The organism is Mycobacterium sp. 5-140-3-2 (assembly GCF_035666375.1).
In the GTDB taxonomy this organism is placed as follows: Bacteria; Actinomycetota; Actinomycetes; order Mycobacteriales; family Mycobacteriaceae; genus Mycobacterium; species Mycobacterium intracellulare.
Genome location: NZ_CP142025.1, coordinates 4,148,574 through 4,173,344, shown reverse-complemented (window position 1 = coordinate 4,173,344; position 24,771 = coordinate 4,148,574). Strand labels below are relative to the sequence as shown.

Sequence of the window (24,771 nt, the reverse complement as noted above, 5' to 3'; positions counted from 1 at the left end):
GCTAAGTGCCGCAGAAGGTTTGGTACTTCCCGAAGTCCTCGGGGGCGGGACTGGCGTAGCGCTCCCAACCGGGCCGTTCCACGTACGGCTCGGTCACCGCCGCCAGGAGCCGCTCGACGGGCGCGAGATCGCCGTCCGTCGCCGCGGTGAGGGCCTCCTCGACCAGATGGTTGCGCGGGATATAGATCGGGTTGGTGCGATCCATCGCGTCGGCGTCGGGGCGCAATGCTTGCCAGCGCGCCAACCACGCGTCAAAGCCGGCCAGGTCCATGAACAGTCCGCGCGCGGGCTCCGCGTCGCCTCGCGCCACATGGCTGAGCTGTCGGAAGAACGACGTGTAGTCGACGTGGTTCTGTTTGAGCAGAAGGAGTAGCTCCTCGACCAAGGCCGTGGCGAATTCGGCGTCGACGCCGGCGGAGAGGCCGAGTTTGGCCCGCATGCCCGAGGTCCACACCGCGTCGTAGCGGGCTTGGAACACCCCGAACGACTGCTCCGCCAGTGCGATGGACTCCTCGCTGCTGTCCGACAGCAACGGAAGGAGTGTCTCGGCGAAGCGCGCGAGGTTCCAACCGGCGATGACCGGCTGGTTGCCGTAGGCGTAGCGGCCCCAGAAATCGATCGAACTGTAGACCGTGTCCGGGTCGTAGGCGTCCATGAACGCGCAGGGACCATAGTCGATCGTTTCCCCGGAGATCGTCATGTTGTCGGTGTTCATCACCCCGTGAACGAACCCGACCAACATCCACTGGGCGATCAGCGCGGCCTGGACCGCGACGACCGCTTCGAACAATGCGAGATAAGGGCGTTCGGCCTCGGCCGCGGCGGGATGGTGGCGGGCGATTGCATGGTCGGCGAGGCGGCGCAGCAGGTCCTTGTTGCCGGTGGCCGCGGCGTATTGGAAGCTGCCCACCCGCAGGTGGCTGCTGGCCACCCGGGTCAGCACGGCGCCCGGCAGTGTGGTCTCGCGATACACCGGGCGGCCGGTGCCGACCACGGCCAACGACCGTGTCGTCGGAACGCCCAACGCGTGCATCGCCTCGCTGACGATGTATTCGCGCAGCATCGGTCCGACGGCCGCCAGGCCGTCCCCGCCCCGGGCGAACGGTGTGGCTCCGGAGCCTTTCAGGTGGATGTCGCGCAGCCGCCCGTCGGTGTCGACGAGCTCGCCGAGGAGCAGCGCGCGCCCGTCGCCCAATCGAGGGACGAAGCCGCCGAATTGATGCCCCGCATAGGCCTGGGCGACGGGGGCGGCCCCGCTGGGCACCAGGTTGCCCGTCAGGAAGCGCAGCCCGTCGTCGCCGCGCAGCCAGGCTGCGTCGAGCCCGAGGCTCTCGGCGAGCCGGTCGTTGAGCACGAGCAACCGCAACCCGGGAAATGTCTCGGCTTGCCAGCGGACCGCCATTTCCGGCAATTCGCGGAAGAACCGGTCTTGCAGGGCAACGGTGGTGTCCGGGGCAACGCTCATTTGATCGAGCCTACGGAAACTCAGCCGACGGCATGTCCGATGAGGTCGCGGGCGCGATCGAGCATGGAGGCAAACGGGCCGAGTGCAAAGTTCAGCTTTGCCGACTCGACGCCTGGGTGGGGGTGGGTCGGCGCGATGGCTTCGGCGGCGCGCACCGCCGTGCCCATCCGCTTGAGATCGTCGTCGTCGAGCTGGCGTGTGAGGACCGGGAATTCCTCGGTCTCCTCCTGCTTGGCGTGCTCGAGCACGGCCTCGCGCAGTTTGGTGAGTTCGTCGATGAACCGCTGCGAGGTGACGTCGAGCTGCTCGATCTGCGACAGCAGCTCCTTGGCCCCATGCTCTTCATTCAGGCGGGCGTCGACGATGGCGTCGCCGTCGTCGGCCTCCTTGCGTGCGCGCGGGTGCACGATCATTTCCTCGGCGGTTTCATGGACCGCCAGCAGTTGGCGCAGCGCCGCGAACGGCTCTTCCCGCGCTTTGGGATCCGTAGCGTGCAGCACCTGGTCAAACATGTCCTCGATGAGGTTGTGCTGTGCTTTCAGGAACGCGACGACCTCGTCGGGTGACTGGATAATCATGTCGGCCATCGCCGATACCTCCAGTGATCGGGAGTTGTGAAACGCACGCTGGGCTGTGTGCGGCTTGGCGAGGTATACCCGCTGCAGAAACGGCCAAACGGCGCCCCGCGGTGCGGGACGCCGTTCGGCAGGGCTAACTGAAACCGGGATACGTTGGGAAACAATATATTTCGTCGCCAAACCCGGTGCCCACAGGTCGGCGAAGGGGCTAGACGCCGCGGTCGCGAGGGGTGGTCGGTGCGACGCCGGGCCGCGCGGCGGCGTCCTTGCGGCGCATCAGCCCGGCAAGCCCGCCCAAGCCGAGGAGGCCGAGAAGGCCCCACAGTCCGCTGTTGTCGCTGTGCTGACTATTGTCGTTGTCCGCCAACGTCGTTGTGGTCGGCGACGGCGCCGGGGCGCTCGGAACGGCGGCATTGGCGACACCTGCTCCACCGAACAACAGCGCCCCGGTGGTTGAAACGATTGCAATGGCCCTACGCATGTTTACTCCTAATGGGTTTTCTCGGTCGCGGCCAGACGGCTGATCGAGAGGCATTTGGGGACCAGGGTGCTCTAGTCTCCGCAGGAAACGGCGTCGGCCGGCGGCCGCGACGTCCAGGAAGGTGGCTACCCCGGGCGGCCACGGCGAAACTCGGCGGCGGGTGCGTTTCGTTTGCTGGCCCGTCCGGCGATTCGCCGCTCCGCTCAGGAACTCCGCGGGCGGCGCGGCCGAGGCGTCAGCACGTCCGCGGGGGATTGCCCGACCAGTTGTTCGGGACATCGCTACGGTTAAGGGGCACACGCCCGCCGTTCGAAACCACGAGAAGACGACAGATCAGCGAAATGTACGAACAGGTCAACAGCAGCGCCGCCGCACCCGAAGACATCGGCTCTCGCATCGACCCGGTACTGGCCCGAAGCTGGCTACTGGTCAACGGCACGCATCCCGACCGGTTCCAGTCCGCGGTGGACTCGCGCGCCGACATCGTCGTTTTCGACATCGAGGACGCGGTCGCGCCCAAGGACAAGCACGTCGCGCGCGACAACGTGGTGAGTTGGCTGGGCGCCGGCAACGTGGACTGGGTCCGCATCAACGGCTTCGGCACCCCCTGGTGGGCGGACGACCTGGCCGCCCTGGCCGCTACCCCGGTCGGCGGGGTGATGCTGGCGATGGTCGAATCGGTCGACCACGTCACCGAGACCGCGAAGCGGCTGCCCGACGTGCCGATCGTGGCCCTGGTCGAAACGGCCCGAGGCCTCGAGCGCATCACCGAGATCGCCGCGACCAAGGGAACCTTCCGGCTGGCGTTCGGTATCGGGGACTTCCGCCGCGACACCGGCTTCGGGGACGACCCGGCGACGCTGGCCTACACGCGATCTCGCTTCACCATCGCCTCCAAGGCCGCCGACCTGCCCAGCGCGATCGACGGCCCGACCATCGGCTCCAATCCGCTGAAACTGATCGAGGCCACGGCGGTCTCCACCCAGTTCGGGATGACCGGCAAGATCTGCCTGACACCCGACCAGTGCGCCGTCGTCAATGAGGGTCTGTCGCCGTCGCAGGACGAAATTTCTTGGGCGAAAGAGTTTTTCGCCGAGTTCGAACGTGACGGGGGAGAGATCCGCAACGGCTCCGATCTGCCCCGCATCGCTCGGGCGACCAAGATCCTCGAGCTGGCTCGCGCGTACGGTATCGAGGCGTTGGACATCGACGAGGAAGAGCGCGATCACTCACCCGCGCCGTCGGACACCTATCACTACTGAGTGTCAGGCCGCATGTCGCGCGAGCGCGACGCCGACGCGGACTTCGAGCTTGCTCATCGTGATGGTGGGGCCGCGCGGCGGCGCCGTCGAACAGTAGGTTGTGCCCGTGGGCGTCGTGAAAAGCGCCGTATGGGTGTGGTTTTCGTCGACGCTCGTGCTCACCCGCCACCCCGCATTTTCCTTGACGTAGTTGCAGTGTTCGCACAATCCGAGGCCGTTGTCCGCGGTGGTCGGGCCGCCGTCGGCCCACGGCTGCGCGTGGTCGCGGTGCCTGATCGGCGCGTCGCAGTAGGGAGTGCGGCAGTGTTGATCGCGGAGCCCGATGAACGCGGCCAGGCCCTGCGGGAAGAGTCGCGCTCGTGACTCCATGGCCACCAGCGCCCCGGATTGGGGATGCGTGTAGAGCCTGCGCAGGGTCGCTCGCGAACGTCGATCGGCGGCGGCCTCGGCGACCATGCTGCGCGCGACCGACGCGGGGATGGGGCCGTAGCCGGCGACGTCAGCCGGCGCATCGTCACCGCCGAGCAGCGTCTCGTCGGTCAGCGCGAGGTTGACCGCGACCGGGGTGGGGACCGTTGCGCTGCGGCCGGTGACCCTTTCCACCAGGGTGTCGGCCATCACCTGCCCGCGCGTTCGCCCGTCGCCGCAGGTGTCTGCCTCGCGGCGCAGCGTGGCATACACCGAAACCCCCTGAGCCACCGGCAATAACGCGGTGACATAGCTCATGGTGTCGGGCGCCGGGCGGATGGTGACGGTGCGGTCTTCCTCGGCCTTGGCCGCCCGCTCGACGATGGCGTGCGGATCGAGCCGGTAGGCGATCGCCTTCGCGGCCGCGGCCACTCGCGCGTCGCCCATGCCGCTCAGGCTCGACGGGTCGGCACACATCTCCGCGTCCAAGGCGCGACGGTCCTCGACGTCCAGGCATGCGCTCTCGCGCACGATCAGCGTCGCCCGCCACTCCGACAGGGCCCCGCATTCCAGGGCGGCCAGCGTATGCGGCATCTCGTGCACCAGGGCTTTGGCGAAACCGAGATGCCGGCCGCCCCGCGCGGGGGAGTCCCGTCGCGCCAGGGCAACCTCGCTTGCCACGCCGCGTCCGCGGCGCGCGGCGGGCACCCCGGTGGCCGCTTCGGTGGCTCGACGCGCCGCGTCCAGGGCGGCCGCCGCCCGGGCCTGGCCGGCGGCCGCCGCGGACTTGAGCATTTCCAGCTCGGCGATACGCTCTACCAGCGACGATTCGTCGGCTGCCGGATCGACGGCCGTCAATTCCTCGAACATACTTTCGATAGTAATTGTGCCCACTGACAAGCGGGCCCGTGGCTACTCTGGGCATGTGAGCCCCAGAGGGCGGATCCGAGTCGTGCGGGTCTACGACGACGTCAGCGCTGACGAGGGCCAGCGCGTGCTGGTCGATCGGGTCTGGCCGCGCGGCATGCGCAAAGACGACCCGCGGGTGGGCATCTGGTGCAAGGAGGTCGCACCCTCGAAGGACCTCCGCGAGTGGTACCAACACCGGGCCGAACGATTCGACGAGTTCACCTCGCGTTACGAGGCGGAACTGCGCGACAGCGCCGCGCTGGCGGAGTTGCGCAAGCTTGCCAAGCGGGTTCCGGTCACGTTGGTCACGGCCACCCGCGAGGTGGACATCAGCCAGGCGGTCGTCCTGGCGAAGCTCCTCGGAGCCCACTGACATGAGCGACGCGGAACGCGTCCTCCCCCGGGAATTGACTGATCTTCCCGAGGAGATCCGCAGCGTCCCGCCGCCGCCGATCCCGGACCTGCCCGAGCCGTACGGTTTGCGTCTTGCCGAGCCGGACGCCGACGCCGAGATGATCGCCGAGTGGATGGGCCGCCCGCACCTGGTCGAAGCCTGGGAGTCCCACTGGCCGGTGGCGCGGTGGCATCGATACCTGCGGGCGCAGCTCGACGGGGGCTTTTCTCGTCCGTTCCTGGCGCTGCACGACGGGGTGGACCGCGCCTATATAGAGATGTACAGGGCAGCAAAGGATTCCATCGCCACCCGCTACGACCACGATCCCTACGATCTGGGCTTGCACGTCGCGGTCGCCGATTTGGATTACATCCAGCGTGGACACGTCGGTTACCTGCTGCCGCACTTGGTGGGCAGCATCTTCACGCTCGATCCCCGGTGTCGCCGAATCATGTTCGACCCCGACCACCGCAATGCGTTGGCGCGCAAGTTCTGTGAGCGCGGCGGCTGCGCATTCCTCGGCGAACACGACATGGCGAATCGGCGCATGGCCCTGTACGTGCTGCCCCGCACCCCCGACGACGTCCCGCGCGCCTGACTCAGAACAGCTCGGCGAGGCGCTGCCCGATGAACGCCGCCGCTACGCCCAACACCACGCTGACGACGACGTTGGCGAGCGAGGAGCGCAGCTGGCGCTCCTCGCCGAGTCGCTGCGTTTCCAGCATCCAGGTCGAAAACGTGGTGTAGGCGCCGACGAACGCCGTGCCGGCCAGCAGGGCGGCCTCCTTGTTGAGCGCCAAACCCCCGAGAAATCCGAGAAGCGCTGCGCCACTGATGTTTACGACGAGCGTGCCGAACGGGAACGGCCGGGACACCCGGCGCGCGACCGCACGGTCGATCACAAAGCGCAGCACCGATCCGACGCCGCCGATGAACGCGACGCCCAGCCACACCACGGCAGTCGTCGCGGTGGTCATCGGCGCACCCGCACCCGGCGCACCAACTTGGTGGCCAGGTGCACCGCCAGCAGCCCGAGCACGATGCTGGCGACGGTGTAGCCGACGGCCAGCCCCCAATGACCGTGCTCGATCATCCTCACCGTCTCGACCTGCATCGTGGAGAAAGTCGTTAAACCGCCGCACAATCCGGTGCCCAGCAGCGGGCGCCGATAGCTCGACGTCGGCAACCGCTCCAGCAGCCGGGTGGTGAAGTAGCCCACCAGAAACGCCCCGACGATGTTGACCGTGAACGTCGGCCACGGCCAGCTCTCTGGGTGGCCACCGGCGAGGTCGCTCAGGGCGGCCCGGGCCAGGGAACCCAGCGCCCCACCGGCAAACACCGCGGCCAATTCGCGATAGTCCCGTTGCGCCACTGGCGTCGATTCCCTTCGTTTGCCGGTGCGCTACGCAGCGTATGGCGGGAGTCCAGACCGGCGCAGGCCGGGGGCGGCGGGAGACGGGCAGAATTGGTAACCATGGTGGCCAACCCTCGCGCCGGTCAGCCGGCCCAACCCGAAGACCTTGTCGATCTGCCCCACCTGCTGACGGCCTATTACTCGATTCAGCCCGATCCCGGCGACGTCGCCCAGCAGGTGGCATTCGGCACGTCGGGCCACCGCGGGTCGGCGCTCAATGGGGCGTTCAACGAGGCGCACATCCTGGCGATCACCCAGGCCATCGTCGAGTACCGCACCGCCCACGGCATTACAGGCCCGTTGTTCATCGGCCGGGACACGCACGGCCTCTCCGAGCCGGCCTGGGTCTCCGCGCTGGAGGTGCTGGCCGCCAACGACGTCGTCGCCATGATCGATTCCCGCGACCGGTACACGCCGACCCCGGCGGTCAGCCACGCCATCCTCACTTACAACCGCGGTCGCACCGACGCGCCGGCCGACGGGATCGTCGTGACGCCGTCGCACAACCCGCCCTCGGACGGAGGCTTCAAATACAACCCGCCCAACGGTGGCCCGGCCGACACCGACGCCACCAACGCAATCGCCAAGCGCGCCAACGAGATTCTGCGCGACGGCTCGGGCGTCAAGCGCATCCCGCTGGCCCGCGCGCTACAGACCGCGCAGCGCCACGACTACCTCGGTAACTATGTCGACGACCTGCCCAACGTGGTCGACATCGATGCCATCCGCGCGGCCGGGGTGCGGATCGGCGCCGACCCGCTGGGCGGGGCGAGCGTGGACTACTGGGGCGAGATCGCCACCCGTCACCGCCTGGATCTGACCGTGGTCAATCCGCTGGTCGACGCGACATGGCGGTTTATGACGCTCGACCACGACGGCAAGATCCGGATGGACTGCAGCTCACCGGACGCGATGGCGGGACTCATCCGCGGGATGTCCGACAACCCCGGCCGCTACCAGATCGCCACGGGCAACGATGCCGACTCGGACCGCCACGGCATCGTCACGCCCGACGCGGGGCTGCTCAACCCGAACCACTACCTGGCGGTGGCCATCGAATACCTGTACACGCAGCGGCCGTCGTGGCCGGGCGGCATCGCGGTCGGCAAGACCGCGGTCAGTTCGTCGATGATCGACCGGGTGGTCGCCGGCATCGGCCGCAAGCTCATCGAGGTGCCGGTCGGCTTCAAGTGGTTCGTCGACGGCCTGATCGAGGGCGGCATCGGCTTCGGCGGCGAGGAATCGGCCGGTGCGTCGTTCCTGCGGCGCGACGGGTCCGTGTGGACCACCGACAAGGACGGCATCATCCTGGCCCTCCTGGCCTCGGAAATGCTGGCCGTCACGGGGACGAGTCCCTCCCAGCGCTATCAACAGTTGACCGCCGAATACGGCACGCCGTTCTACGCGCGGGTCGACGCGCCCGCCGACCGCGACCAAAAGGCCCGGCTCGCCAAGCTGTCCGCCGACGAGGTGACCGCGACGGAACTGGCGGGGGAGCCCATCACCGCCAAGCTGACCGCGGCACCCGGGAATGGGGCCGCATTGGGCGGATTGAAGGTGACGACAGCCAACGCGTGGTTTGCCGCGCGACCGTCGGGAACCGAAGACGTGTACAAGATTTATGCGGAATCTTTCAACGGAGAAGAGCATTTAGCCGAGGTGCAAGAAACTGCGCGCGAGGTAGTTAATAAAGTCATTGGGTGACCCTTTCCCTCCGCCTTACCCGTCCGGGGGGACGCGCGTCGCGTTCGACCCGTCTGCCGCGCGAAGTTTGGATCCTTAGCTGGGCAAATATCATGGTCGCGCTTGGTTACGGAGTCATTTCACCGGCGCTGCCGTCTTTCGCCCGCAGTTTCGGCGTCAGCATCAAGGCGGTGACTTTCTTAGTCACCGTCTTTTCGTTGGCCCGCCTGTGTTTTGCGCCGGTCAGCGGGCAGCTGGTCCAGCGGTTGGGGGAGCGGCGGATCTACATCGGCGGGATGGTGATCGTCGCGGTCTCCACCGGCGCGTGTGCGTTTTCCCAGGCTTACTGGCAATTGATGGCTTTCCGCGTCATCAGCGGAATCGGATCGACAATGTTTTATGTTTCGGCGCTGGGACTGATGATCCATATCAGCCCGCCCGACGCCCGCGGACGGGTCGCGGGCCTTTTCACCACGTCGTTCATGGTCGGGGCCGTGGGCGGCCCGGCCGTCGGCGCCCTGGCGGCCGGTTGGGGGCTCACCGCGCCGTTCATCGTGTACGGCGTCGCTTTGCTCGGTGTGGCGGTGGTGCTGTTTTTCGGCTTGCGGAATTCGGCCCTGGCGGCCCCGGGGCCGCCGACGCGGTCGACGGTGACGATGCGAGAGGCGTTGCGCGTGCGCGCCTATTGGTCCTCGCTCGGGGCCAATTTCGCGACCGGTTGGTCGGCGTTCGGCCTTCGTGTCGCCCTGGTCCCCTTGTTCATCACCGACGTCATGGGCCGCGGCGTCGGCGTCATCGGCATTGCGCTCGCGGCATTCGCCGGGGGCAACGCGCTGGCCATGATCCCCAGTGGCTACCTGTCCGACCGGATGGGACGGCGCACGTTGATGATCGTGGGCCTGGCGTTGTCCGGCGCGGCGACCATCTTCTTGGGCGCGGCGTCGTCATTGCCGAGGTTTCTGGTCGCCGCGGTGGTGGTGGGGGCGGTGACGGGCATCTACATGTCGCCGATGCAGGCCGCCGTCGCCGACATCCTGGGCAGTGAGGCGCGCGCGGGCAGTCCGGTGGCGGCCGTGCAGATGATGTCCGACCTGGGCGCGATCGTCGGATCCATGACGCTCGGTTGGGTCGCCGAGCGGCTGAGCTACGGCTGGGGTTTCATCATCAGCGGCATCGTTTTGCTGATCGCCGCGGTGGGCTGGGTGGTGGCGCCGGAGACCCGGACGGTGCCCGTTCCGGAGCCCGACCCCTTGCCGTCTCCGCACACGCTGAATCTTCCTGAGCAGCAACTTTGAAGGACGGTTACCGGTGGTGTAGCTTCGATGAGCACGACTTGGGGCTATGGCGCAGCTGGTAGCGCACCACACTGGCAGTGTGGGGGTCAGGGGTTCGAGTCCCCTTAGCTCCACCGAAATAACTGGGCGCATCGCGCCAATCGACGTCGCGGATTTAGCAGAATGCGGCGGTCATGAAACTCCCGCCGGCCACGAGCGCGATGACGAGCGCGGCGGTCTCGTGTCCCGTCGACGCCGCGGCGACGACGCCGGCGACCGCGCTGATGAATATCGTGACGGCCAGAAACGCCATGAACAGCCGGTGCGAATTGACCGCTGCGCCGGAACGAGGCGTGACCATGGCCTTGTTCGTACGATTCACGCCCACCATGAAATCTCCTTGGTTGTGACGCCCGCAACATATAACGCGCAGATGTGGCCTGCATCACACATCACTAGGCGCGCCGTGGTATCAGTCCGGTATCATTCGGCTATGGGAATGACTCTTCGGCCCAGTGAACAGCAGGCGGAAGCGCTGCGCAGGCAGGCCAGTGCGGAAGGCCGATCGATGCAGGCCGTCGCGCTGTCGGCCATCGACGAGTACATCGCCCGGCGGGCGCACAAGGCCAAGGTCGCCGATGCGCTGCAGCGCGTGCTTCGCGAGGAGGCAGGTGTTCTGGAGCGCCTCAAGGACGCATGACGGACTATCTGGACCTCGAGGATCTTCTGGAAATTGCCCGAAAAGCCGTCGGAGTGGACGTCATTGTCCGGGATTACGGCTTGCTTGAATCCGCTCTGGCGCGTCCTCGAGCCTCCATCTTCGGCCAGGACGCCTACCCGGATCCCCACGTCAAGGCCGCCGCACTGCTGCATTCGCTGACACGGAATCACGCGCTGGTGGACGGGAACAAGCGACTCGGGTGGGCGGCCTGCCGGACGTTCCTGGCAATCAACGCCCAGTGGATCAGTGCGCCCGAGGACGATCGCTTCGATTTGGTGATCCGGGTGGCCACCGGTGCGATGGCCGGTCTCGACGACATTGCGGCACAACTGCGCGGCTGGAGCCACCCGTGACCGCTGCGAACCACGCCGGCTTCGGGCAACGCCGTTATGCGGCGCGATCCGCCAATTAGGTTTTCGTCCTGGGTCGCATTAATCTAGCCCGCGGTTCGATTGCGACTCAGGAAAGCAGCCATGCCTGTTCAGCCCACGTTGCTGCGCCGACAAGCGTCGCGCGGCGTTCGTCGACAGCGGGTCGTCCCCCGCGTGAAGTGTCCGATGGTCGGTCAGTGCTTCGACATCGAAGTCACCCGCGACGCCGACGGATGGGCGATCACCGTCCCCGAGATCGGCAGGTCCACCCGCACGACAAGTCGGGCCGCTGTGGAACTGGCCGCGCGCGAATGCATCGCAACCTGGACCGGCATCCCGATCGGTTATGTCGCCGTCTACGTCGTGAGCGAAATCGCCTAACGGTCGAGGGCGCGTTGTTGTCGGGCGGCCTGCAGGATCGAGCCGGCGGTGACGAACGCGGGTTTGTCGCGATCCTTGGCCTCGACGGGCAGTCCGGCCGCGCGGCGCAGCACCATCAGTGCAAGCCCGCTGTATGTCGCATAAGGAACGATCAAAAGGTTCACCCGCTCCTCGCCGCCGATGAACGTCATCACGTGCTGGCGCTTGTGTTCCCATCCGTGCCAGTTGAAATCGGGCGGTCGTTGTAGTGCCGGCCAGTTGACGTTGACAGAGCAGATGTCGCCGAGCAGGGGTGTCAGCGCCGCGACAAGGCCGGGTAATTCGTTGGTGATGCGGTCCGCGCGTGGCCACCACGCTCCGTCGATGTCGCCGCCTAACTGGCGGGCTACCGAGACCCGGACGGGGACGGCCGTGCGTCGGCTCGCCGTGCGATACACAGATTGTTCCTAAGTTCGGCATCGCTCGTCCGCGGTCGCGTGGCGAGTGGAGGAATCGCATTGCCTTTGGGTGTTCACTGCGCCCATTGCGGTGGAACACCGCGGACAACGAAACGGCTCACCTACGACGCTACCCCACCACCGAGATTTGCTCGCTATAGGAGCGCGCTCATGTGACCAGGGGCAGCGCGTAACCGCGACGCAGCTTGCCGGACGGCGTCTTGGGAATCGCCCCCGGGGCCAGCACCACCACACTGCGTGGCCGCGCCGCGACTTCGGTGACGACTTCATGAGCGACCTCATGCTTGATGCGCCGCACCTGCGCGGGATCGTCGACGTCGTTCGACTCCACCGCAACGGCAAACGATTCCCGCGAACGGCCGGCATCGAGCCGCACGGCGGCCACACACCCTGCGCGCACCCCGACGACGCGCCCGGCAGCACGTTCGACATCAGCGGGGTAGATGTTGCGTCCGGCCATGATGATGACGTCTTTGGCCCGACCGCACACGACCACGTGGCCCTGCTCGGTGAGATAACCCAGATCGCCGGTGTTCAACCACCCCTGGTCGTCTTGAGCGGCCATGAAACCGGCCGTCGTGAGATACCCGGACGTGACCGGATCTCCCCGCAACTCGATGACTCCCACACCGCGGGGCGCCTGAACGGCGCCGTCCTCATCGACGACGCGTGCCTGTATACCCTTCAGCAGCGGCCCCAGCGATGCGAGTCGACGAGTGCGGCCGGCGGCGGTGGGCACTGCGCGGCGCAGCACCGCCAGCATATCGCCGTCCACCTCATCAACGACGAGTCCACGGCCACACTCCGAAAATGACACCGCCACAGTCGTTTCGGCCATTCCATAAGCGGGCAAGATCGCTTCTGGACGCAGTCCGAACGGCACGCCGGCCAAACACAGTTCCTCCACGTCGGCCGGTTCGACCTGCTCGGAACCTGATAATGCCCACCGCAACGACGACAGATCAAAATCACCGGGCTTTGCGTGCCGCCGTAACCGCTTGGCGAGCATCGCGTAGGCGAAATTCGGTGCCGCGGTCATGGTCGCTCGGTACTTGTCGATCAACTTGGGCCACAACAAGATATCGGACAAGAAGTCGAGTGGCGTGATCTTGACCAACTCGGCACCGAATAGCATTGGCACCGTTAAGAATCCGGTCATTCCCATGTCGTGGAATAGCGGTAACCAGCTCACGATCACGTCGGTGTCCAAGTCGTACTGGGCACCGACGAACATCGCCTCGGCGTTGGCGAACACGTTCGCATGGGTGATCATCACTGCTTTAGGGCAATCCGTCGAGCCAGACGTCAACTGCAGAAGCGCCAGATCGTTCTCATCGCTGTCGACGACGGTGGTCGGTGCGGCGCTCAATAGCTCGGCCATCGTCACCACCGCGACATCGTGCTCGGCTAACACGTCCACCGCGGCCATGAACGGCTCCGACACGATCACGACGGTTGCCTCGATCATCGTGATGACCGCCAAGGTGTCGCGCACCCACGCCTGCAGATCGGTGCGTGGCGTCGGTTGATGCAGCATCGTCAAACACGCGCCGCGCAGCCAGACCCCCTGCGCGATCGGCGCGACTTCCGCCGGAGCGCCGGCCAGCACACCGACCCGATCGCCCGCGCCGACCCGGAGGGCGGCCAGTCCGCCGGCTACCCGTCGGGCGCTCTGATGTACTTCGGCCCAGCTAGACCGAACCGGCGAACCAGGTTCGCCGGTCACCAGGCCATGGGTACTCGACTCCGCAGCGCAGAGCATCGCGTCAACGAATCTGCTCACCGCCACCTCCCCTGTGTCAGGCCAGCTACAGGCCTGTTTTGGTCATCTCGGGACGTATGAGGTGCCGAGGACATGCTACTGACCTCAGGCGCGTCTCCCCGGAGGGCGCGCCGCTTGTCCGGGTCAGGCTGACGGCGCGGCAAGCTGATCCGTCCGCGAGAAACGCCGAACTACGGATAGGCTGTTGGGAACAAGGGAGGATGGACGTCATGTCCACACAGAATTGGTGCGACGCACCCGAGATTCACCCGTCGCAGATCCGGGTCGGCGACGTCATCGGCACGCGCCGCCCCACGGAACTGCGCCTGACCGTCAAGATGATCAGTGGTCCGCAGAGCGGTCCGCGGCAATGGACATTCTTCAGCCGCGACGACAACGGCCAACAGCGCACCAGCACGTTCGGCGAGGACGACGTGGTTCGCAGATACGCCAAAGCGGCATGACGATGCCGTAGATTCGTGCCAAACGCCAAGGGCGCCAACGGATCTAGGATTCCGCGGCGATGGCGATCGACTTCGTTTCCAGGTAACCGTCGAGGCCTTCGGGCCCGAGTTCGCGGCCGTAGCCGCTGGCCTTGACGCCCCCGAAGGGCGCGAACGGATCCATCGTGTAGCCCTGGTTGACGCCGACGGTCCCGGTGTGGATGCGGGTGGCCATCGCCAGCGCACGGTCGCTGTCGTTGCTCCACACCGAGCCGGCCAGGCCGTAATCGGAATCGTTGGCGATCGCCAGCGCCTCCTCGTCATCGCGGTAGGGGATGACGGTGATGACGGGCCCAAAGATCTCCTCCCGGGCGATGCGCATCGAATTGTCGGCCGCCGCGAACAGGGTGGGCCGGACATACCAGCCGCGGTCGAGTCCGTCGGGCATGTCGGTGCCGCCGATGACGACGCGCGCCCCCTCGTTCTGGCCGATCTCGATGTAGTCGCGAACGCGTCGCTGCTGGCGCCGGGACACTAACGGACCGAGCTGGGTGTCGGGATCGTTGGGATCGCCGACGCGAAGGCCGGCCATCTCGGCGGCGAGCGCGTCGACGTACTCGTCGTGGCGCCCCTGCGGCACCAGGACCCGGGTGAGCGCATTGCAGATCTGGCCGCTGTTGGACAGGCTCGCGGATCGCACCCCGGCGGCCACCTTGTCCGGCGATGCGTCGTCGAGAACCAGGGCGGCGGACTTGCCGCCGAGTTCCAGGCTGACTTTGGTGAGGTTGACCGCACACGATGCGGCCACCGCCCGCCCCGCCGCGGTGGAGCCGGTGAACGACACCTTGTCGACGCCCGGGTGGGCGACGAGGTAGGCGCCCAGCGCACCGTCGCCCGGCAGGATGCTGACCACGCCCGGCGGCAGGCCGGCTTCGGCGATCATCTCGCCTAAAAGCAGCGCGTCCAACGGGCTTTCGGGGGCGGGTTTGAGCACGACGGCGCAGCCGGCCAACAGCGCGGGCACCAGTTTGGTGACGATGAGGAACTGGGGCATGTTCCAGGGCACGATCGCCGCGACGACGCCGACGGGTTCCTTGCGGACGTGCACGTCGCTTCCGAAGAACCCGGGCCTGGTCTCCTGCCACGGGTGCCGTTCGGCCAGGTCGCAGAACGCGCGCATCATGAATGCCGGCAGGCCGACCTGGGCCCGCTGGGCGAAGCTGATCGGGGCGCCGATCTCGGCCGTGATCGTGGTGGCCATCTCCGCGCGGCGTCCGTCGTAGATGTCGGCCAGGCGCCGGATCGCGGCGACCCGTTCCGCCGGCTCGCTGCGGCCCCAGGGCCCGAAGGCCGCGCGCGCCGCCGCCACCGCCGCGTCGACGTCGTCGGATCCCGCCGCATTGACCTCGGCGATCGGTTCCTCGGTGTGCGGAGAGATGACGTGCAAGACGCCGGCCTGCGGCCGCGCCCCATCGCTTCCGGCGATCTGCACTGCGGGGTGATGGTCCATCCGCGCCTCCCGGGGCCAGTATCAACTACTTGCTATTGGTGACACGAGGATATACCGTCGGCCGTGACGGAGCCCTCAGGGATCGGTGAAACCGGTGCGCGGGTGGTTGTTTTCGCGCAGGCATTGCTGCAGTTTCGCTGAGATTGGACTGCTAAGGAGCGATCATGGCTCGATTTCCTAAACCGCCGGAGGGGAGCTGGACCCAGCATTACCCGGAATTGGGCACCGAGCCGGTGTCCTACCGGGACTCGATCAGCCCCGAGATCTATGAGTTGGAACGTGACGCCATCTTCAAGCGTGCCTGGCTCAATGTCGGTCGTGTTGAACAGCTTCCGCGCAAAGGCAGTTACCTCACCCGCGAGCTGAAGGTTGTCAACACCTCAATCATCTTGGTGCGCACCACGTCTGGCGACATCAAGGCTTATCACAACGTGTGCCGGCATCGCGGCAACAAGCTGGTGTGGAACGACATGCCGCAGGAAGAAACAGCCGGGGTGTGCCGGCAGTTCACCTGCAAGTACCACGGCTGGCGCTACGACCTGGACGGCAACCTCACCTTCGTGCAGCAGGAGGAGGAGTTCTTCGACCTCGACAAGGGCCGCTACGGGCTGGTGCCGGTGCACTGCGACGTGTGGGAAGGGTTCATCTTCGTCAACTTCGCCAAGAAGCCCGAGCAGTCGCTGCGAGAGTTCCTCGGACCCATGATCACCGGGCTGGAAGGTTATCCCTTCGACAAGATGGTCTCGCGCTGGTGCTATCGCTCCGAGGTCAAGGCGAACTGGAAGCTCTACATGGACGCGTTCCAGGAGTTCTATCACGCGCCCGTGTTGCACGCGAACCAGTCACCGACCGCGTACTCGAAGGCGGCCGCCGAGGCGGGTTTTGAGGCCCCGCACTACCGGCTGGACGGGCCGCACCGGCTGGTCAGCACCTCGGGGGTGCGCGCCTGGGAAATGGCCGACGAGATGCGCAAGCCGATGGAGGACGTCTGCCAGAGCGGGCTGTTCGGGCCATGGGACAAGCCCGATCTGGGCCCGATGCCCGAGGGGCTCAACCCGGCGAAATGTGATCCGTGGGGGCTGGATTCGTTCCAGCTGTTCCCCAACTTCGTCATCCTGTTCTGGGGCCAGGGCTGGTATCTGACCTACCACTACTGGCCGACGTCCTATAACAGTCACCTCTTCGAGGGCACGCTGTACTTCCCGGCGCCGCGCACCCCGCGTGAGCGCGTCGCTCAGGAACTGGCGGCGGTGTCGTTCAAGGAATACGGGCTGCAGGACGCCAACACGCTGGAGGCGACCCAGACGATGCTCGAATCCCAGGTGATCGACGAGTTCTTGCTGTGCGACCAGGAGGTCCTGATCCGTCACCTCCACAAGGAGACCGCCGCCTGGATCGATGACTATCGCCGGACGACGAGCGCGGGGGTGTGAACGAGATGCCGATGCTGCCCGCCGAGTTCGCCGACCTCGAACCGTTCGCCGACTGGTGCCTGGCGAGCGAACCCGAACGTTACGCCAAGAGGCTGGCCAGTTCCATGGTCGAAATGAAGGCCTTCTACGACGCGATCACCCCGCGGGCCGAGGAGGCATTGTCGTTCTGCGACAAGTTTTCTCTCGACGACCTGCCGGACGACGTTCTGAATCTGATGCACCTGCTCTACTCCATGATCATGGTGTCGTTCCCGGTGGAGTGCTGGAAGCAACCCCGCGTCCCCGACTCGGGTGCTTCGACCCTGGACTGCGTGTCCGAGCCGGTTCCATGACCGAGGCGATCGTCCTGCGGGCGGCGCGGTGGGCCGACGTCGTCACGGGCCGGATCCACGCTCCGGCGGTGATCGTGGTCGACGGCGAACGCATCTCCGCGATCAATCCCGAAGGGCCGCTGCCGGACTCGGCCACCATCGTCGATCTCGGCGACGTGACGCTGCTGCCGGGCCTGATGGACATGGAGCTCAACCTGCTCATCGGCGGACCCGGCGGGCCGGAGGGCCTGCCGTCGCCCATGCATGGCGTGCAGGACGACCCCGCCTATCGCACGTTGCGCGGGGCGGTCAACGCGCGCACCACCCTGGAGGCCGGGTTCACCACGGTGCGCAATCTCGGGCTGATGGTCAAGACCGGCGGGTATCTGCTCGACGTGGCGCTGCAGCGCGCAATCGACCAGGGGTGGCACGTCGGGCCTCGCATCTATCCCGCCGGCCATGCCGTCACCCCGTACGGCGGGCACCTGGACCCGACGGTCTTTCAGCGGTTGGCGCCCGGGGTCATGCCGCTATCGGTGGCCGAGGGCATCGCCAACGGCGTACCCGACGTGATCGCCTGCGTGCGTTACCAAATCCGGCACGGCGCCAAGCTGATCAAGGTGTCGGCCTCGGGCGGGGTGATGTCGCACAGCACCGCGCCCGGCGCGCAGCAGTACTCCGACGCCGAGTTCGCCGCGATCGCCGACGAAGCCCACCGGGCTGGAGTCCGCGTGGCCGCGCACGCCGTCGGGGACACCGCGGTCCAGGCCTGCATCCGCGCGGGCATCGACTGCATCGAACACGGCTTTTTGGCCAGTGACGAAACGATCCAGATGATGGTCGACCACGGCACCTTCCTGGTCTCGACCACCTACCTGACGGAGGCCATGGCCATCGACCGCATCGCGCCGGAGCTGCGCAAGAAGGCGCTGGAGGTGTTTCCGCGCGCAAAGGCCATGCTGCCCAAGGCGATCGATGCGGGCGTCCGGATTGCGTGCGGCACCGACGCGCCGGCCATCCCGCACGGCCAAAACGCCAAAGAACTGGGTGCGCTGGTGCAGCGGGGCATGACTCCCGCGCAGGCAATCCGGGCGGCCACGGTGGTGGCCGCCGAGCTGATCGACGCTGACGACGAGTTGGGCAGGCTGGCGCCCGGCTATCTCGCGGACATCATCGCTGTGCCGGGAGACCCGTTCGACGACATCGCCAAGACGCTCGAAGTCCGTTTTGTCATGAAGAACGGACAGATCTACAAAAGCCCCGCGGCCTGACGGAGGCAGGTATGGAACTCACCGACAACATCCTGTGGCTGCTCAAGCAGGCCTTCTATTACTCCCTGACCACCATCAACGAGGCGATGCGCGAACACGGCGTGAGCACCGCCCAGATCGGTGTGCTGCGCCAATTGGCCAACGAACCCGGGTTGTCCGGCGCCGAATTGGCGCGGCGGCTGCTGATCAGCCCGCAAGGCGTCCAGCTCGCGCTCACCGCGTTGGAACGCCGTGCCCTGGTGGAAAGGAAGCAGGACCCCCAGCACGCGCGCATCCTGCGGGCCTACCTGACCGGCGAGGGCCGCAAAGTCGCCGAAACGGTGGTCAGTGACGCGATCGCCGCACACCAGGAGGTGTTCGGCGTGCTGACCGAGGAAGAGCAGCGGACCCTGCGCGAATTGCTGGGCCGCGTGGTCGAAAAGGGCACCGGCCATGAGCTGTTCGACGATCACGTCGACGGATGACGTGACCAATATCTAGTACTTGAGACTAATCGCAAGTAGTTGATACTCTGACGGAGATGGGCGATCACCACAGCACAGCCAACGCCGGTCCGGCGACCGTGACCGGCGGCGCAGCGGGCGCTGTCGACATGGCCGATGCCCCGGAAGGCTTTGTGCCGCTTCGGGTCAAGCACGTGATACCCGAAACCCGCGACGCCGTGTCGATCGTTCTCGATGTTCCCCGGGGCAGCGCGGCACGGTTCGGCTACCAAGCCGGGCAATTCCTGACGCTGCTGGTCCGCGTCGACGGGCGCGAGTACCGGCGCTGCTACTCGATGTCGTCATCCCCCGCGGTCGGTGAAGACCTGCGCATCACGGTCAAACGCGACCGCGGCGGCGCGGTGTCCAACTGGCTCAACGACACCGCCGCACCCGGCGACCTGCTCTACGCCCTTCCACCGCAGGGACGCTTCGTCTTGAACGACACCGGCCGGGACCTGGTCGCGTTCGCCGGCGGAAGCGGCATCACGCCGGTGTTTTCGCTGTTGCGCACCGCGCTGGTGTCCGGCACGCGCGGCGCGCGGTTGTTCTACGCCAACCGAAACCGGGACGCGGTGATCTTCGACGAGGCCCTCAAAACGCTGGAAAAGCGCCACGCGGACCGTTTCGTCCTGCACCACCATCTCGACGACCAACGCGGCTTCGCCACCCAGGCGGACATCGCCGCGTTCGTCGAGAACACCGACGGCGCCGACTTCTACGTCTGCGGGCCGAACGAGTTCATGGACACGGTGCGAACCGCCCTGGGCGCGGCGGGCGTGCCCACCGGCCGCCTGCACATCGAGCATTTCGACGTGACCGACGTGGCCGCGGCGGCGCCGCCGGAGACCGACGCGGTCACCGACGAGGTCACCATCGTGCTGGACGGATCGACGACCACCGCGCCGTACTACGCGGGCAACACGCTGTTGCAGACAGCCCGTATGGCGGGGCTGCGGGCGCCGTCCTCGTGCGAAATCGGTTCGTGTGGAACGTGTATGGGGCGCCTGACGCAGGGTAGCGCCCGGATGATCAACAACGATGCGCTCGACCAGGATGAGGTCGACGACGGCTGGGTGCTGACGTGTCAGGCCGTGCCGACCAGTCCCACGGTGCGGGTGGTCTACGAATGAGCGATAGGGCGGCGGATGCGATGACCAGGGTGGCGGTGGTGACCGGCGGCGCCTCAGGCATGGGCGAGGCGACGTGTCACGAATTGGGCCGGCGCGGCCTCAAGGTGGCCGTCCTCGATGTCAACGAGCATGCGGCGCAACGCGTCACCGACGGCCTGCGCGCCGAAGGCGCGACCGCGCTCGCAGTGGGCGCCGACGTCACCGATCGGTCCGCCGTCGAGCAGGCGTTCGCGAAGGTGCGCAGCGAACTGGGACCGGTGACGGTCCTGGTGACCAGCGCCGGGATGTTCGGGTTTTCGCCCTTCTTGGACATCACCGCCGCATCCTGGTCGCGGATCATCGATGTCAACCTGACCGGCACGTTTCATTGCTGCCAGGTCGCGCTCCCGGACATGGTGGAGGCGAACTGGGGGAGAATCGTGATGATCTCGTCGTCGAGCGCCCAGCGCGGATCCCCGTTCGCCGCCCACTACGCGGCGTCCAAAGGCGCGGTGATCACGTTGACCAAGTCGCTGGCCCGCGAATACGCGGCGAACGGGATCACCGTCAACAACATCCCGCCCTCGGGCATCGAGACCCCGATGCAGCACCAGGGCCAGGCCGCCGGGTACCTGCCCTCCAACGAGCAGATCGCCAGCAATATCCCGGTGGGCTACCTGGGCACCGGGGCCGACATCGCGGCCGCGGTGGGCTTTTTGTGTTCGGAAGAAGCGAGGTACATCACCGGTCAGGTCTTGGGCGTCAACGGCGGATCGGTGATGTGATAGTGAGGATGCGATGACGAGATCAGGCCGGCCGCCGGAAGGCTCCTGGACCGAGCACTACCCCGAATTGGGCACGGGCCCCGTCTCTTTCAGGGATTCCACGTCCCGCGAGTTCTACGAACTCGAGCGGGAGGCGATCTTCAAGCGCGCGTGGCTCAACGTCGCCCGGGTGGAGGAATTGCCCCGCGTCGGCAGCTACCTGACCAAAGAGATCGAAGTCGTCGGGGCGTCGGTGATCGTGGTCAAGGGCAAAGACGAGCGAATCCGCGCCTTCTACAACGTGTGCCGGCATCGCGGAAACAAGTTGGTGTGGAACGACTATCCCGGCGAGGAGACCCGCGGCACCTGCCGGCAGTTCACCTGCAAGTACCACGGCTGGCGCTACGACCTGCAGGGCGCGCTGAAGTTCGTGCAGCAGGAATCGGAGTTCTTCGACCTCGATCCCGCGAAGTATGGGCTGCGTCCGGTGCACTGCGACGTGTGGAACGGCTTCGTCTTCATCAACTTCGACACCGAGCCGCGCCAGAGCCTGCGCGAGTTCCTCGGCCCGATGATCACCGGGCTGGACGACTATCCGTTCGGGAAGCTGACCGAACGCTACGACTGGGTGGCCCACAACAACAGCAACTGGAAGATCTTCGCCGACGCCTTCCAGGAGTACTACCACGTGCCGTCGCTGCACTCGCAGCAGGTGCCGGCGGAGGTGCGCGACCCCAACGCCGGATTCACCTGCGGGCACTTCCAACTCGACGGCCCGCACCGGCTGGTCTCCACCGCCGGGCGGCGCCGCTGGCTGTTGCCGCCGGAATACATGTACCCGATCGAGCGCGCCACCCGCAGCGGGCTGGTGGGGCCGTGGCAGACCCCGGACATCGGCGAGCTGCCGGCCGGGCTCAACCCTGGTGGGATCGAGCCCTGGGGGATCAGCAATTTCCAGATCTTCCCGAACATCGAGATTTTGATCTACGGCGGATGGTATCTGCTGTACCGGTACTGGCCCACCTCGCACAACACGCACCGGTTCGAGGCGTACACCTACTTCCACCCGGCGAGCACCGTGCGCGAGCGCATCGAGCACGAGGTCGCCGCGGTGGTGCTCAAAGAGTTTGCGCTACAAGACGCCGGAATGCTCGGCGGGACCCAGGCGGCGCTGGAATACGGCATCGTCGACGACTTTCCCCTCAACGACCAAGAGATCTTGGTACGCCACCTGCACAAGGTCGTCGTCGATTGGGTCGAAGCCTATCGCCGCGAACAGGATCCGGTGGGGGTGTGACCATGCATCCCATGTTGCCCAGCGCATTCGCCGAGCTGGAGGACTACGCCCAAACCTGGTGCCTGGCAACCGAAACCGAGCGCTGGAACGCCCGGGTCGGCGCGTCGATGCCGCAGCTACTCGACTTCTACAACGCGTTTTTTCCGCGCCTCGAAGAGGCCATCGACTACTGCGACAAGTTTCCGCTCGACAACCTGCCCGACGATGCGCTCAACCTGTTGCACATGATCTATTCGCTGGTCATGGTCGCCATGGCGGTGGAGATCATGCATCAACCGGCCCCGGTCGACGCCGCCGACGCGGTCATGACCCGGACCGGCTGGCCGGTGCCCTGATTCATCCCTCTCCGGAAAGGAGCGACCATGGGTCTGCTCACCATCACCAAACTCACCGAGTCCGTCGGCGCCGAGGTCGCGGGCCTGGGGCCCACCGAGCTGGCCGACGACTCGGTCGGCGCGGCGGTGTTGGATGCGTTGGAAGACAACGGCGTTCTGGTCTTCCGCGGCCTGCACCTCGATCCTGTGGCCCAGGTCGGCTTCTGCCGCCTCCTCGGCGAGGTCGATCACTCCTCGGACGGCCATCACCCGGTGGCCGGGATCTACCCGATCACGCTGGACAAGTCCAAGAACGCCTCGGCCGCCTACCTGAAGGCCACCTTCGACTGGCACATCGATGGCTGCACGCCGCTGGGCGACGAATGCCCCCAGAAGGCCACGGTGCTCTCGGCGGTGCGGGTGGCCGAATGGGGCGGGGAAACCGAGTTCGCCAACAGCTACGCCGCCTACGACGACCTGACCGATGAGGAGAAGCAGCGGTTCGGCACGTTGCGCGTGGTGCACTCGCTGGAAGCGTCCCAGCGCCGCGTGTATCCCGATCCCTCCCCGGAACAGGTGCAGCGCTGGCGATCTCGGCGCACGCATGAGCATCCCCTGGTGTGGACGCACCGCAGCGGCCGCAAATCACTCGTGCTGGGCGCCTCCGCGGACTACGTCGTCGGCATGGAGCTCGACGAGGGCCGCGCCCTTTTGGACGAGCTCCTGGCGCGCGCGACGACGCCCGAGAAGGTCTACAGCCACAGCTGGTCGGTCGGGGACACCGTCATCTGGGACAACCGCGGGGTGCTGCACCGTGCGGCCCCGTACGACCCGGACTCCCAACGCGAAATGCTGCGCACCACCGTGCTCGGCGACGAGCCGATCGAATGACCACGGACGGTCGTCACCCGCTGCGCCTGACGCCGCTGCCCGCCGGGGAATGGGACGAGCGCGCCCGGGAATCGCTGGCATCCCTGATCCCCACCGAGCGGGCGAATCCCGTTGGCGCGGGCAATGTTTTGTCCACCCTGGTCCGCCATCCCGACCTGACCGCGGCCTACCTGCCGTTCAACGCGTACCTGCTGACCCGATCGACGCTGTCGCCGCGGGTGCGAGAAGTCGCGCTGCTTCGCGTGGTGCACCGGAGCAAGTGCGGCTATCTGTGGTCGCACCACCTCCCCATCGCCGCGCGAGCGGGGCTGTCCGAATCCGAGATCGACGACATTGGGACCGGCCGCTGCGCCGATGAGACCGACCGGGCCGTGATCGCCGCCGTCGACGATCTCACGGCCGACAGCACGGTCGCCGAGACGACCTGGGATGACCTGTGCCGCTTGTTCACCGAGCAGCAATGCATGGATCTGATCTTCACCATCGGTGGCTACCTGCTGCTGGCCTTGGCCGTCAACACTTTCGGCGTCCAAGACGAGGCGCACCACTGAGATCAGATTTTCAGGTAACCCTTGTCGGCGGGGATCTGCGCGGCGGTGACGAGCGAGGACGCGTCGCTGGCGAGCCACAGCACGATGTCGGAGACCAGGTCCGGGTCGGCGAGTGAATCGGTGGGCAGCGCGCCGGGGGAGAAGCTGTGAATGTAGGTCTGGTGGTCGGCGAAGAGCTGCCACATCGAGGGGTCGTTGCCCATCGGGGTGTCGGTGCCATACGGGTGCACCGAGTTCACCCGGATGCCGTGCTCGCCGAGCTCGACCGCCAGGGAGTTGGTCATGCCGACCACACCGAACTTGCTGGCGCAGTAGTGACCACACCCCGGTACGGCCTTCACGCCCGCGGCCGAGCTGATGGTGATGATCGAGCCCCCATTGCCGGCCTGAATCATCGCGGGCACAGTGGCTTTGATGGTGTTCCACACACCGGTCAGGTTGACGTCGAGGACGTCCTGCCATTGCTGCGCCGAGATCTCCCAGAGTCGGCCCCAGTTCAGCACGCCGGCGTTGGCGACGACGATGTCGAGGCGGCCGAATTGGGTGATCGCCTCGTCGACCACCCGCTGTTGCCCCGCGGCGTCCCGGACATCGACTTGGTCGGCCAGCATCTTGCGGCCTTCGCTTTCCACCAGGCGCGTCGTCTCGGCAAGGTCCTCGGGTGTCGAGGCCGGATAGCCATTGTGCGCCGCGACCGGGGCGCACGCGTCGATGGCGACGATGTCGGCGCCGGCCCGCGCCAACCGGACGCAATGGGAGCGGCCCTGCCCACGCGCGGCGCCGGTGACGAAGGCGACTCGACCGGCCAGGGGAGTGTCGTTGGCGCTCATG

Annotated in this window: 30 protein-coding genes and 1 tRNA gene; 20 read left to right on the top strand and 11 right to left on the bottom strand. The window is 66.7% G+C overall.

What is annotated here, in order from left to right:
• Position 1: 1 nt before the first annotated feature.
• From P6281_RS19400 to P6281_RS19390, 3 genes are all read right to left on the bottom strand, one after another.
• Positions 2–1,465 carry a protein adenylyltransferase SelO gene (locus tag P6281_RS19400; RefSeq protein WP_095763618.1) on the bottom strand — a complete coding sequence of 488 codons (1,464 nt, stop codon included), beginning with the start codon at positions 1,463–1,465 and terminating at the stop codon, positions 2–4.
• A gap of 20 nt (positions 1,466–1,485) precedes the next feature.
• Complete coding sequence (locus tag P6281_RS19395) at positions 1,486–2,052, bottom strand: hemerythrin domain-containing protein (protein WP_008259311.1); 567 nt, start codon at positions 2,050–2,052, stop codon at positions 1,486–1,488.
• Positions 2,053–2,251: 199 nt separating this feature from the next.
• Positions 2,252–2,524 (bottom strand): WGxxGxxG family protein, encoded by a 273-nt coding sequence (locus tag P6281_RS19390; RefSeq protein ID WP_014380816.1) that lies wholly within the window; start codon positions 2,522–2,524, stop codon positions 2,252–2,254.
• Positions 2,525–2,865: 341 nt separating this feature from the next.
• Here P6281_RS19390 and P6281_RS19385 point away from each other — a divergent pair, with 341 nt between their 5' ends.
• Positions 2,866–3,786: an HpcH/HpaI aldolase/citrate lyase family protein gene (locus P6281_RS19385; protein ID WP_041785142.1), complete on the top strand. Its 921-nt coding sequence runs from the start codon at positions 2,866–2,868 to the stop codon at positions 3,784–3,786.
• A 3-nt stretch (positions 3,787–3,789) separates the two neighbouring features.
• Here the strand turns inward: P6281_RS19385 and P6281_RS19380 are convergent, their stop codons facing one another.
• Entirely contained in the window at positions 3,790–5,064 is a 1,275-nt protein-coding gene (locus P6281_RS19380) for an HNH endonuclease (RefSeq protein ID WP_014385542.1), read from the bottom strand.
• 55 nt (positions 5,065–5,119) lie between these two features.
• On the opposite strand from P6281_RS19380, the gene P6281_RS19375 reads away from it, so the two are divergent.
• Both P6281_RS19375 and P6281_RS19370 read left to right on the top strand, forming a co-directional pair.
• A complete protein-coding gene (locus tag P6281_RS19375) occupies positions 5,120–5,476 on the top strand; it encodes a DUF488 domain-containing protein (RefSeq protein WP_041297978.1) in 357 nt (118 codons plus the stop codon).
• 1 nt (position 5,477) lies between these two features.
• Positions 5,478–6,095, top strand: coding sequence for a GNAT family N-acetyltransferase (locus P6281_RS19370; RefSeq protein ID WP_014385540.1), 618 nt, complete (start codon positions 5,478–5,480; stop codon positions 6,093–6,095).
• 1 nt (position 6,096) lies between these two features.
• On the opposite strand, the gene crcB (P6281_RS19365) is transcribed toward P6281_RS19370, so the two are convergent.
• Together crcB (P6281_RS19365) and crcB (P6281_RS19360) are read right to left on the bottom strand one after the other, a co-directional pair.
• On the bottom strand, positions 6,097–6,474 hold the full coding sequence (gene crcB / locus P6281_RS19365; protein WP_014385539.1) for a fluoride efflux transporter CrcB: 378 nt from the start codon (positions 6,472–6,474) through the stop codon (positions 6,097–6,099).
• Positions 6,471–6,869 carry a fluoride efflux transporter CrcB gene (gene crcB / locus P6281_RS19360; protein WP_008259297.1) on the bottom strand — a complete coding sequence of 133 codons (399 nt, stop codon included), beginning with the start codon at positions 6,867–6,869 and terminating at the stop codon, positions 6,471–6,473. Before crcB (P6281_RS19360) ends, crcB (P6281_RS19365) begins: the two co-directional genes overlap by 4 nt.
• Positions 6,870–6,971: 102 nt before the next feature.
• Between crcB (P6281_RS19360) and pgm the strand changes: the two genes are divergently transcribed.
• The 3 genes from pgm to P6281_RS19345 all read left to right on the top strand — a co-directional run bounded on the left by pgm (position 6,972) and on the right by P6281_RS19345 (position 10,002).
• Positions 6,972–8,615 carry a phosphoglucomutase (alpha-D-glucose-1,6-bisphosphate-dependent) gene (gene pgm, locus P6281_RS19355; protein ID WP_014385538.1) on the top strand — a complete coding sequence of 548 codons (1,644 nt, stop codon included), beginning with the start codon at positions 6,972–6,974 and terminating at the stop codon, positions 8,613–8,615.
• 71 nt (positions 8,616–8,686) lie between these two features.
• Positions 8,687–9,889, top strand: coding sequence for an MFS transporter (locus P6281_RS19350; protein WP_255348951.1), 1,203 nt, complete (start codon positions 8,687–8,689; stop codon positions 9,887–9,889).
• A 40-nt stretch (positions 9,890–9,929) separates the two neighbouring features.
• Positions 9,930–10,002, top strand: a tRNA-Ala gene (locus tag P6281_RS19345).
• 41 nt (positions 10,003–10,043) lie between these two features.
• Here the strand turns inward: P6281_RS19345 and P6281_RS19340 are convergent.
• The gene (locus tag P6281_RS19340) at positions 10,044–10,259 is read right to left on the bottom strand and encodes a hypothetical protein (protein WP_009954684.1); all 216 of its coding nucleotides are present in this window, start codon (positions 10,257–10,259) and stop codon (positions 10,044–10,046) included.
• A 102-nt stretch (positions 10,260–10,361) separates the two neighbouring features.
• On the opposite strand from P6281_RS19340, the gene P6281_RS19335 reads away from it, so the two are divergent.
• The 3 genes from P6281_RS19335 (at position 10,362) to P6281_RS19325 (ending at position 11,341) form a co-directional block, all read left to right on the top strand.
• Positions 10,362–10,568, top strand: coding sequence for a hypothetical protein (locus P6281_RS19335; RefSeq protein WP_026071253.1), 207 nt, complete (start codon positions 10,362–10,364; stop codon positions 10,566–10,568).
• Positions 10,565–10,942 carry a type II toxin-antitoxin system death-on-curing family toxin gene (locus P6281_RS19330; protein ID WP_009954685.1) on the top strand — a complete coding sequence of 126 codons (378 nt, stop codon included), beginning with the start codon at positions 10,565–10,567 and terminating at the stop codon, positions 10,940–10,942. Before P6281_RS19335 ends, P6281_RS19330 begins: the two co-directional genes overlap by 4 nt.
• A 204-nt stretch (positions 10,943–11,146) precedes the next feature.
• Complete coding sequence (locus P6281_RS19325; protein WP_014380809.1) at positions 11,147–11,341, top strand: hypothetical protein; 195 nt, start codon at positions 11,147–11,149, stop codon at positions 11,339–11,341.
• On the opposite strand, the gene P6281_RS19320 is transcribed toward P6281_RS19325, so the two are convergent.
• Both P6281_RS19320 and P6281_RS19315 read right to left on the bottom strand, forming a co-directional pair.
• On the bottom strand, positions 11,338–11,778 hold the full coding sequence (locus tag P6281_RS19320; RefSeq protein WP_009954687.1) for a DUF5994 family protein: 441 nt from the start codon (positions 11,776–11,778) through the stop codon (positions 11,338–11,340). The two genes, P6281_RS19325 and P6281_RS19320, sit on opposite strands and share 4 nt — an antisense overlap.
• A gap of 169 nt (positions 11,779–11,947) precedes the next feature.
• Entirely contained in the window at positions 11,948–13,582 is a 1,635-nt protein-coding gene (locus P6281_RS19315) for a fatty acyl-AMP ligase (protein WP_041785756.1), read from the bottom strand.
• 209 nt (positions 13,583–13,791) lie between these two features.
• On the opposite strand from P6281_RS19315, the gene P6281_RS19310 reads away from it, so the two are divergent.
• Entirely contained in the window at positions 13,792–14,025 is a 234-nt protein-coding gene (locus P6281_RS19310) for a hypothetical protein (protein ID WP_026071254.1), read from the top strand.
• Between the two features lie 43 nt (positions 14,026–14,068).
• Here the strand turns inward: P6281_RS19310 and P6281_RS19305 are convergent, their stop codons facing one another.
• Positions 14,069–15,514, bottom strand: coding sequence for an aldehyde dehydrogenase (locus tag P6281_RS19305; protein ID WP_014385535.1), 1,446 nt, complete (start codon positions 15,512–15,514; stop codon positions 14,069–14,071).
• Positions 15,515–15,678: 164 nt separating this feature from the next.
• On the opposite strand from P6281_RS19305, the gene P6281_RS19300 reads away from it, so the two are divergent.
• The 10 genes from P6281_RS19300 to P6281_RS19255 are packed head-to-tail and all read left to right on the top strand — an operon-like array spanning position 15,679 to position 23,940.
• Complete coding sequence (locus P6281_RS19300; protein WP_014942713.1) at positions 15,679–16,947, top strand: aromatic ring-hydroxylating oxygenase subunit alpha; 1,269 nt, start codon at positions 15,679–15,681, stop codon at positions 16,945–16,947.
• Positions 16,944–17,279 carry a hypothetical protein gene (locus P6281_RS19295; RefSeq protein WP_008259272.1) on the top strand — a complete coding sequence of 112 codons (336 nt, stop codon included), beginning with the start codon at positions 16,944–16,946 and terminating at the stop codon, positions 17,277–17,279. The genes P6281_RS19300 and P6281_RS19295 overlap by 4 nt, the downstream gene beginning before the upstream one ends.
• Positions 17,276–18,529: a metal-dependent hydrolase family protein gene (locus P6281_RS19290; protein WP_014385533.1), complete on the top strand. Its 1,254-nt coding sequence runs from the start codon at positions 17,276–17,278 to the stop codon at positions 18,527–18,529. The genes P6281_RS19295 and P6281_RS19290 overlap by 4 nt, the downstream gene beginning before the upstream one ends.
• A gap of 11 nt (positions 18,530–18,540) precedes the next feature.
• Positions 18,541–18,993: a MarR family winged helix-turn-helix transcriptional regulator gene (locus P6281_RS19285; RefSeq protein ID WP_008259268.1), complete on the top strand. Its 453-nt coding sequence runs from the start codon at positions 18,541–18,543 to the stop codon at positions 18,991–18,993.
• A gap of 56 nt (positions 18,994–19,049) precedes the next feature.
• Positions 19,050–20,144, top strand: coding sequence for a ferredoxin--NADP reductase (locus tag P6281_RS19280; protein ID WP_014385532.1), 1,095 nt, complete (start codon positions 19,050–19,052; stop codon positions 20,142–20,144).
• 20 nt (positions 20,145–20,164) lie between these two features.
• The gene (locus P6281_RS19275; RefSeq protein ID WP_014383055.1) at positions 20,165–20,908 is read left to right on the top strand and encodes an SDR family NAD(P)-dependent oxidoreductase; all 744 of its coding nucleotides are present in this window, start codon (positions 20,165–20,167) and stop codon (positions 20,906–20,908) included.
• Between the two features lie 13 nt (positions 20,909–20,921).
• The gene (locus P6281_RS19270) at positions 20,922–22,184 is read left to right on the top strand and encodes an aromatic ring-hydroxylating oxygenase subunit alpha (RefSeq protein ID WP_009954698.1); all 1,263 of its coding nucleotides are present in this window, start codon (positions 20,922–20,924) and stop codon (positions 22,182–22,184) included.
• On the top strand, positions 22,181–22,519 hold the full coding sequence (locus tag P6281_RS19265) for a hypothetical protein (protein WP_009954699.1): 339 nt from the start codon (positions 22,181–22,183) through the stop codon (positions 22,517–22,519). The genes P6281_RS19270 and P6281_RS19265 overlap by 4 nt, the downstream gene beginning before the upstream one ends.
• A 27-nt stretch (positions 22,520–22,546) precedes the next feature.
• The gene (locus P6281_RS19260) at positions 22,547–23,389 is read left to right on the top strand and encodes a TauD/TfdA dioxygenase family protein (RefSeq protein WP_009954700.1); all 843 of its coding nucleotides are present in this window, start codon (positions 22,547–22,549) and stop codon (positions 23,387–23,389) included.
• Positions 23,386–23,940 carry a carboxymuconolactone decarboxylase family protein gene (locus tag P6281_RS19255; protein WP_014385530.1) on the top strand — a complete coding sequence of 185 codons (555 nt, stop codon included), beginning with the start codon at positions 23,386–23,388 and terminating at the stop codon, positions 23,938–23,940. The genes P6281_RS19260 and P6281_RS19255 overlap by 4 nt, the downstream gene beginning before the upstream one ends.
• Before the next feature lie 2 nt (positions 23,941–23,942).
• Here the strand turns inward: P6281_RS19255 and P6281_RS19250 are convergent, their stop codons facing one another.
• On the bottom strand, positions 23,943–24,770 hold the full coding sequence (locus tag P6281_RS19250; RefSeq protein ID WP_014385529.1) for a mycofactocin-coupled SDR family oxidoreductase: 828 nt from the start codon (positions 24,768–24,770) through the stop codon (positions 23,943–23,945).
• Position 24,771: the final 1 nt, after the last annotated feature.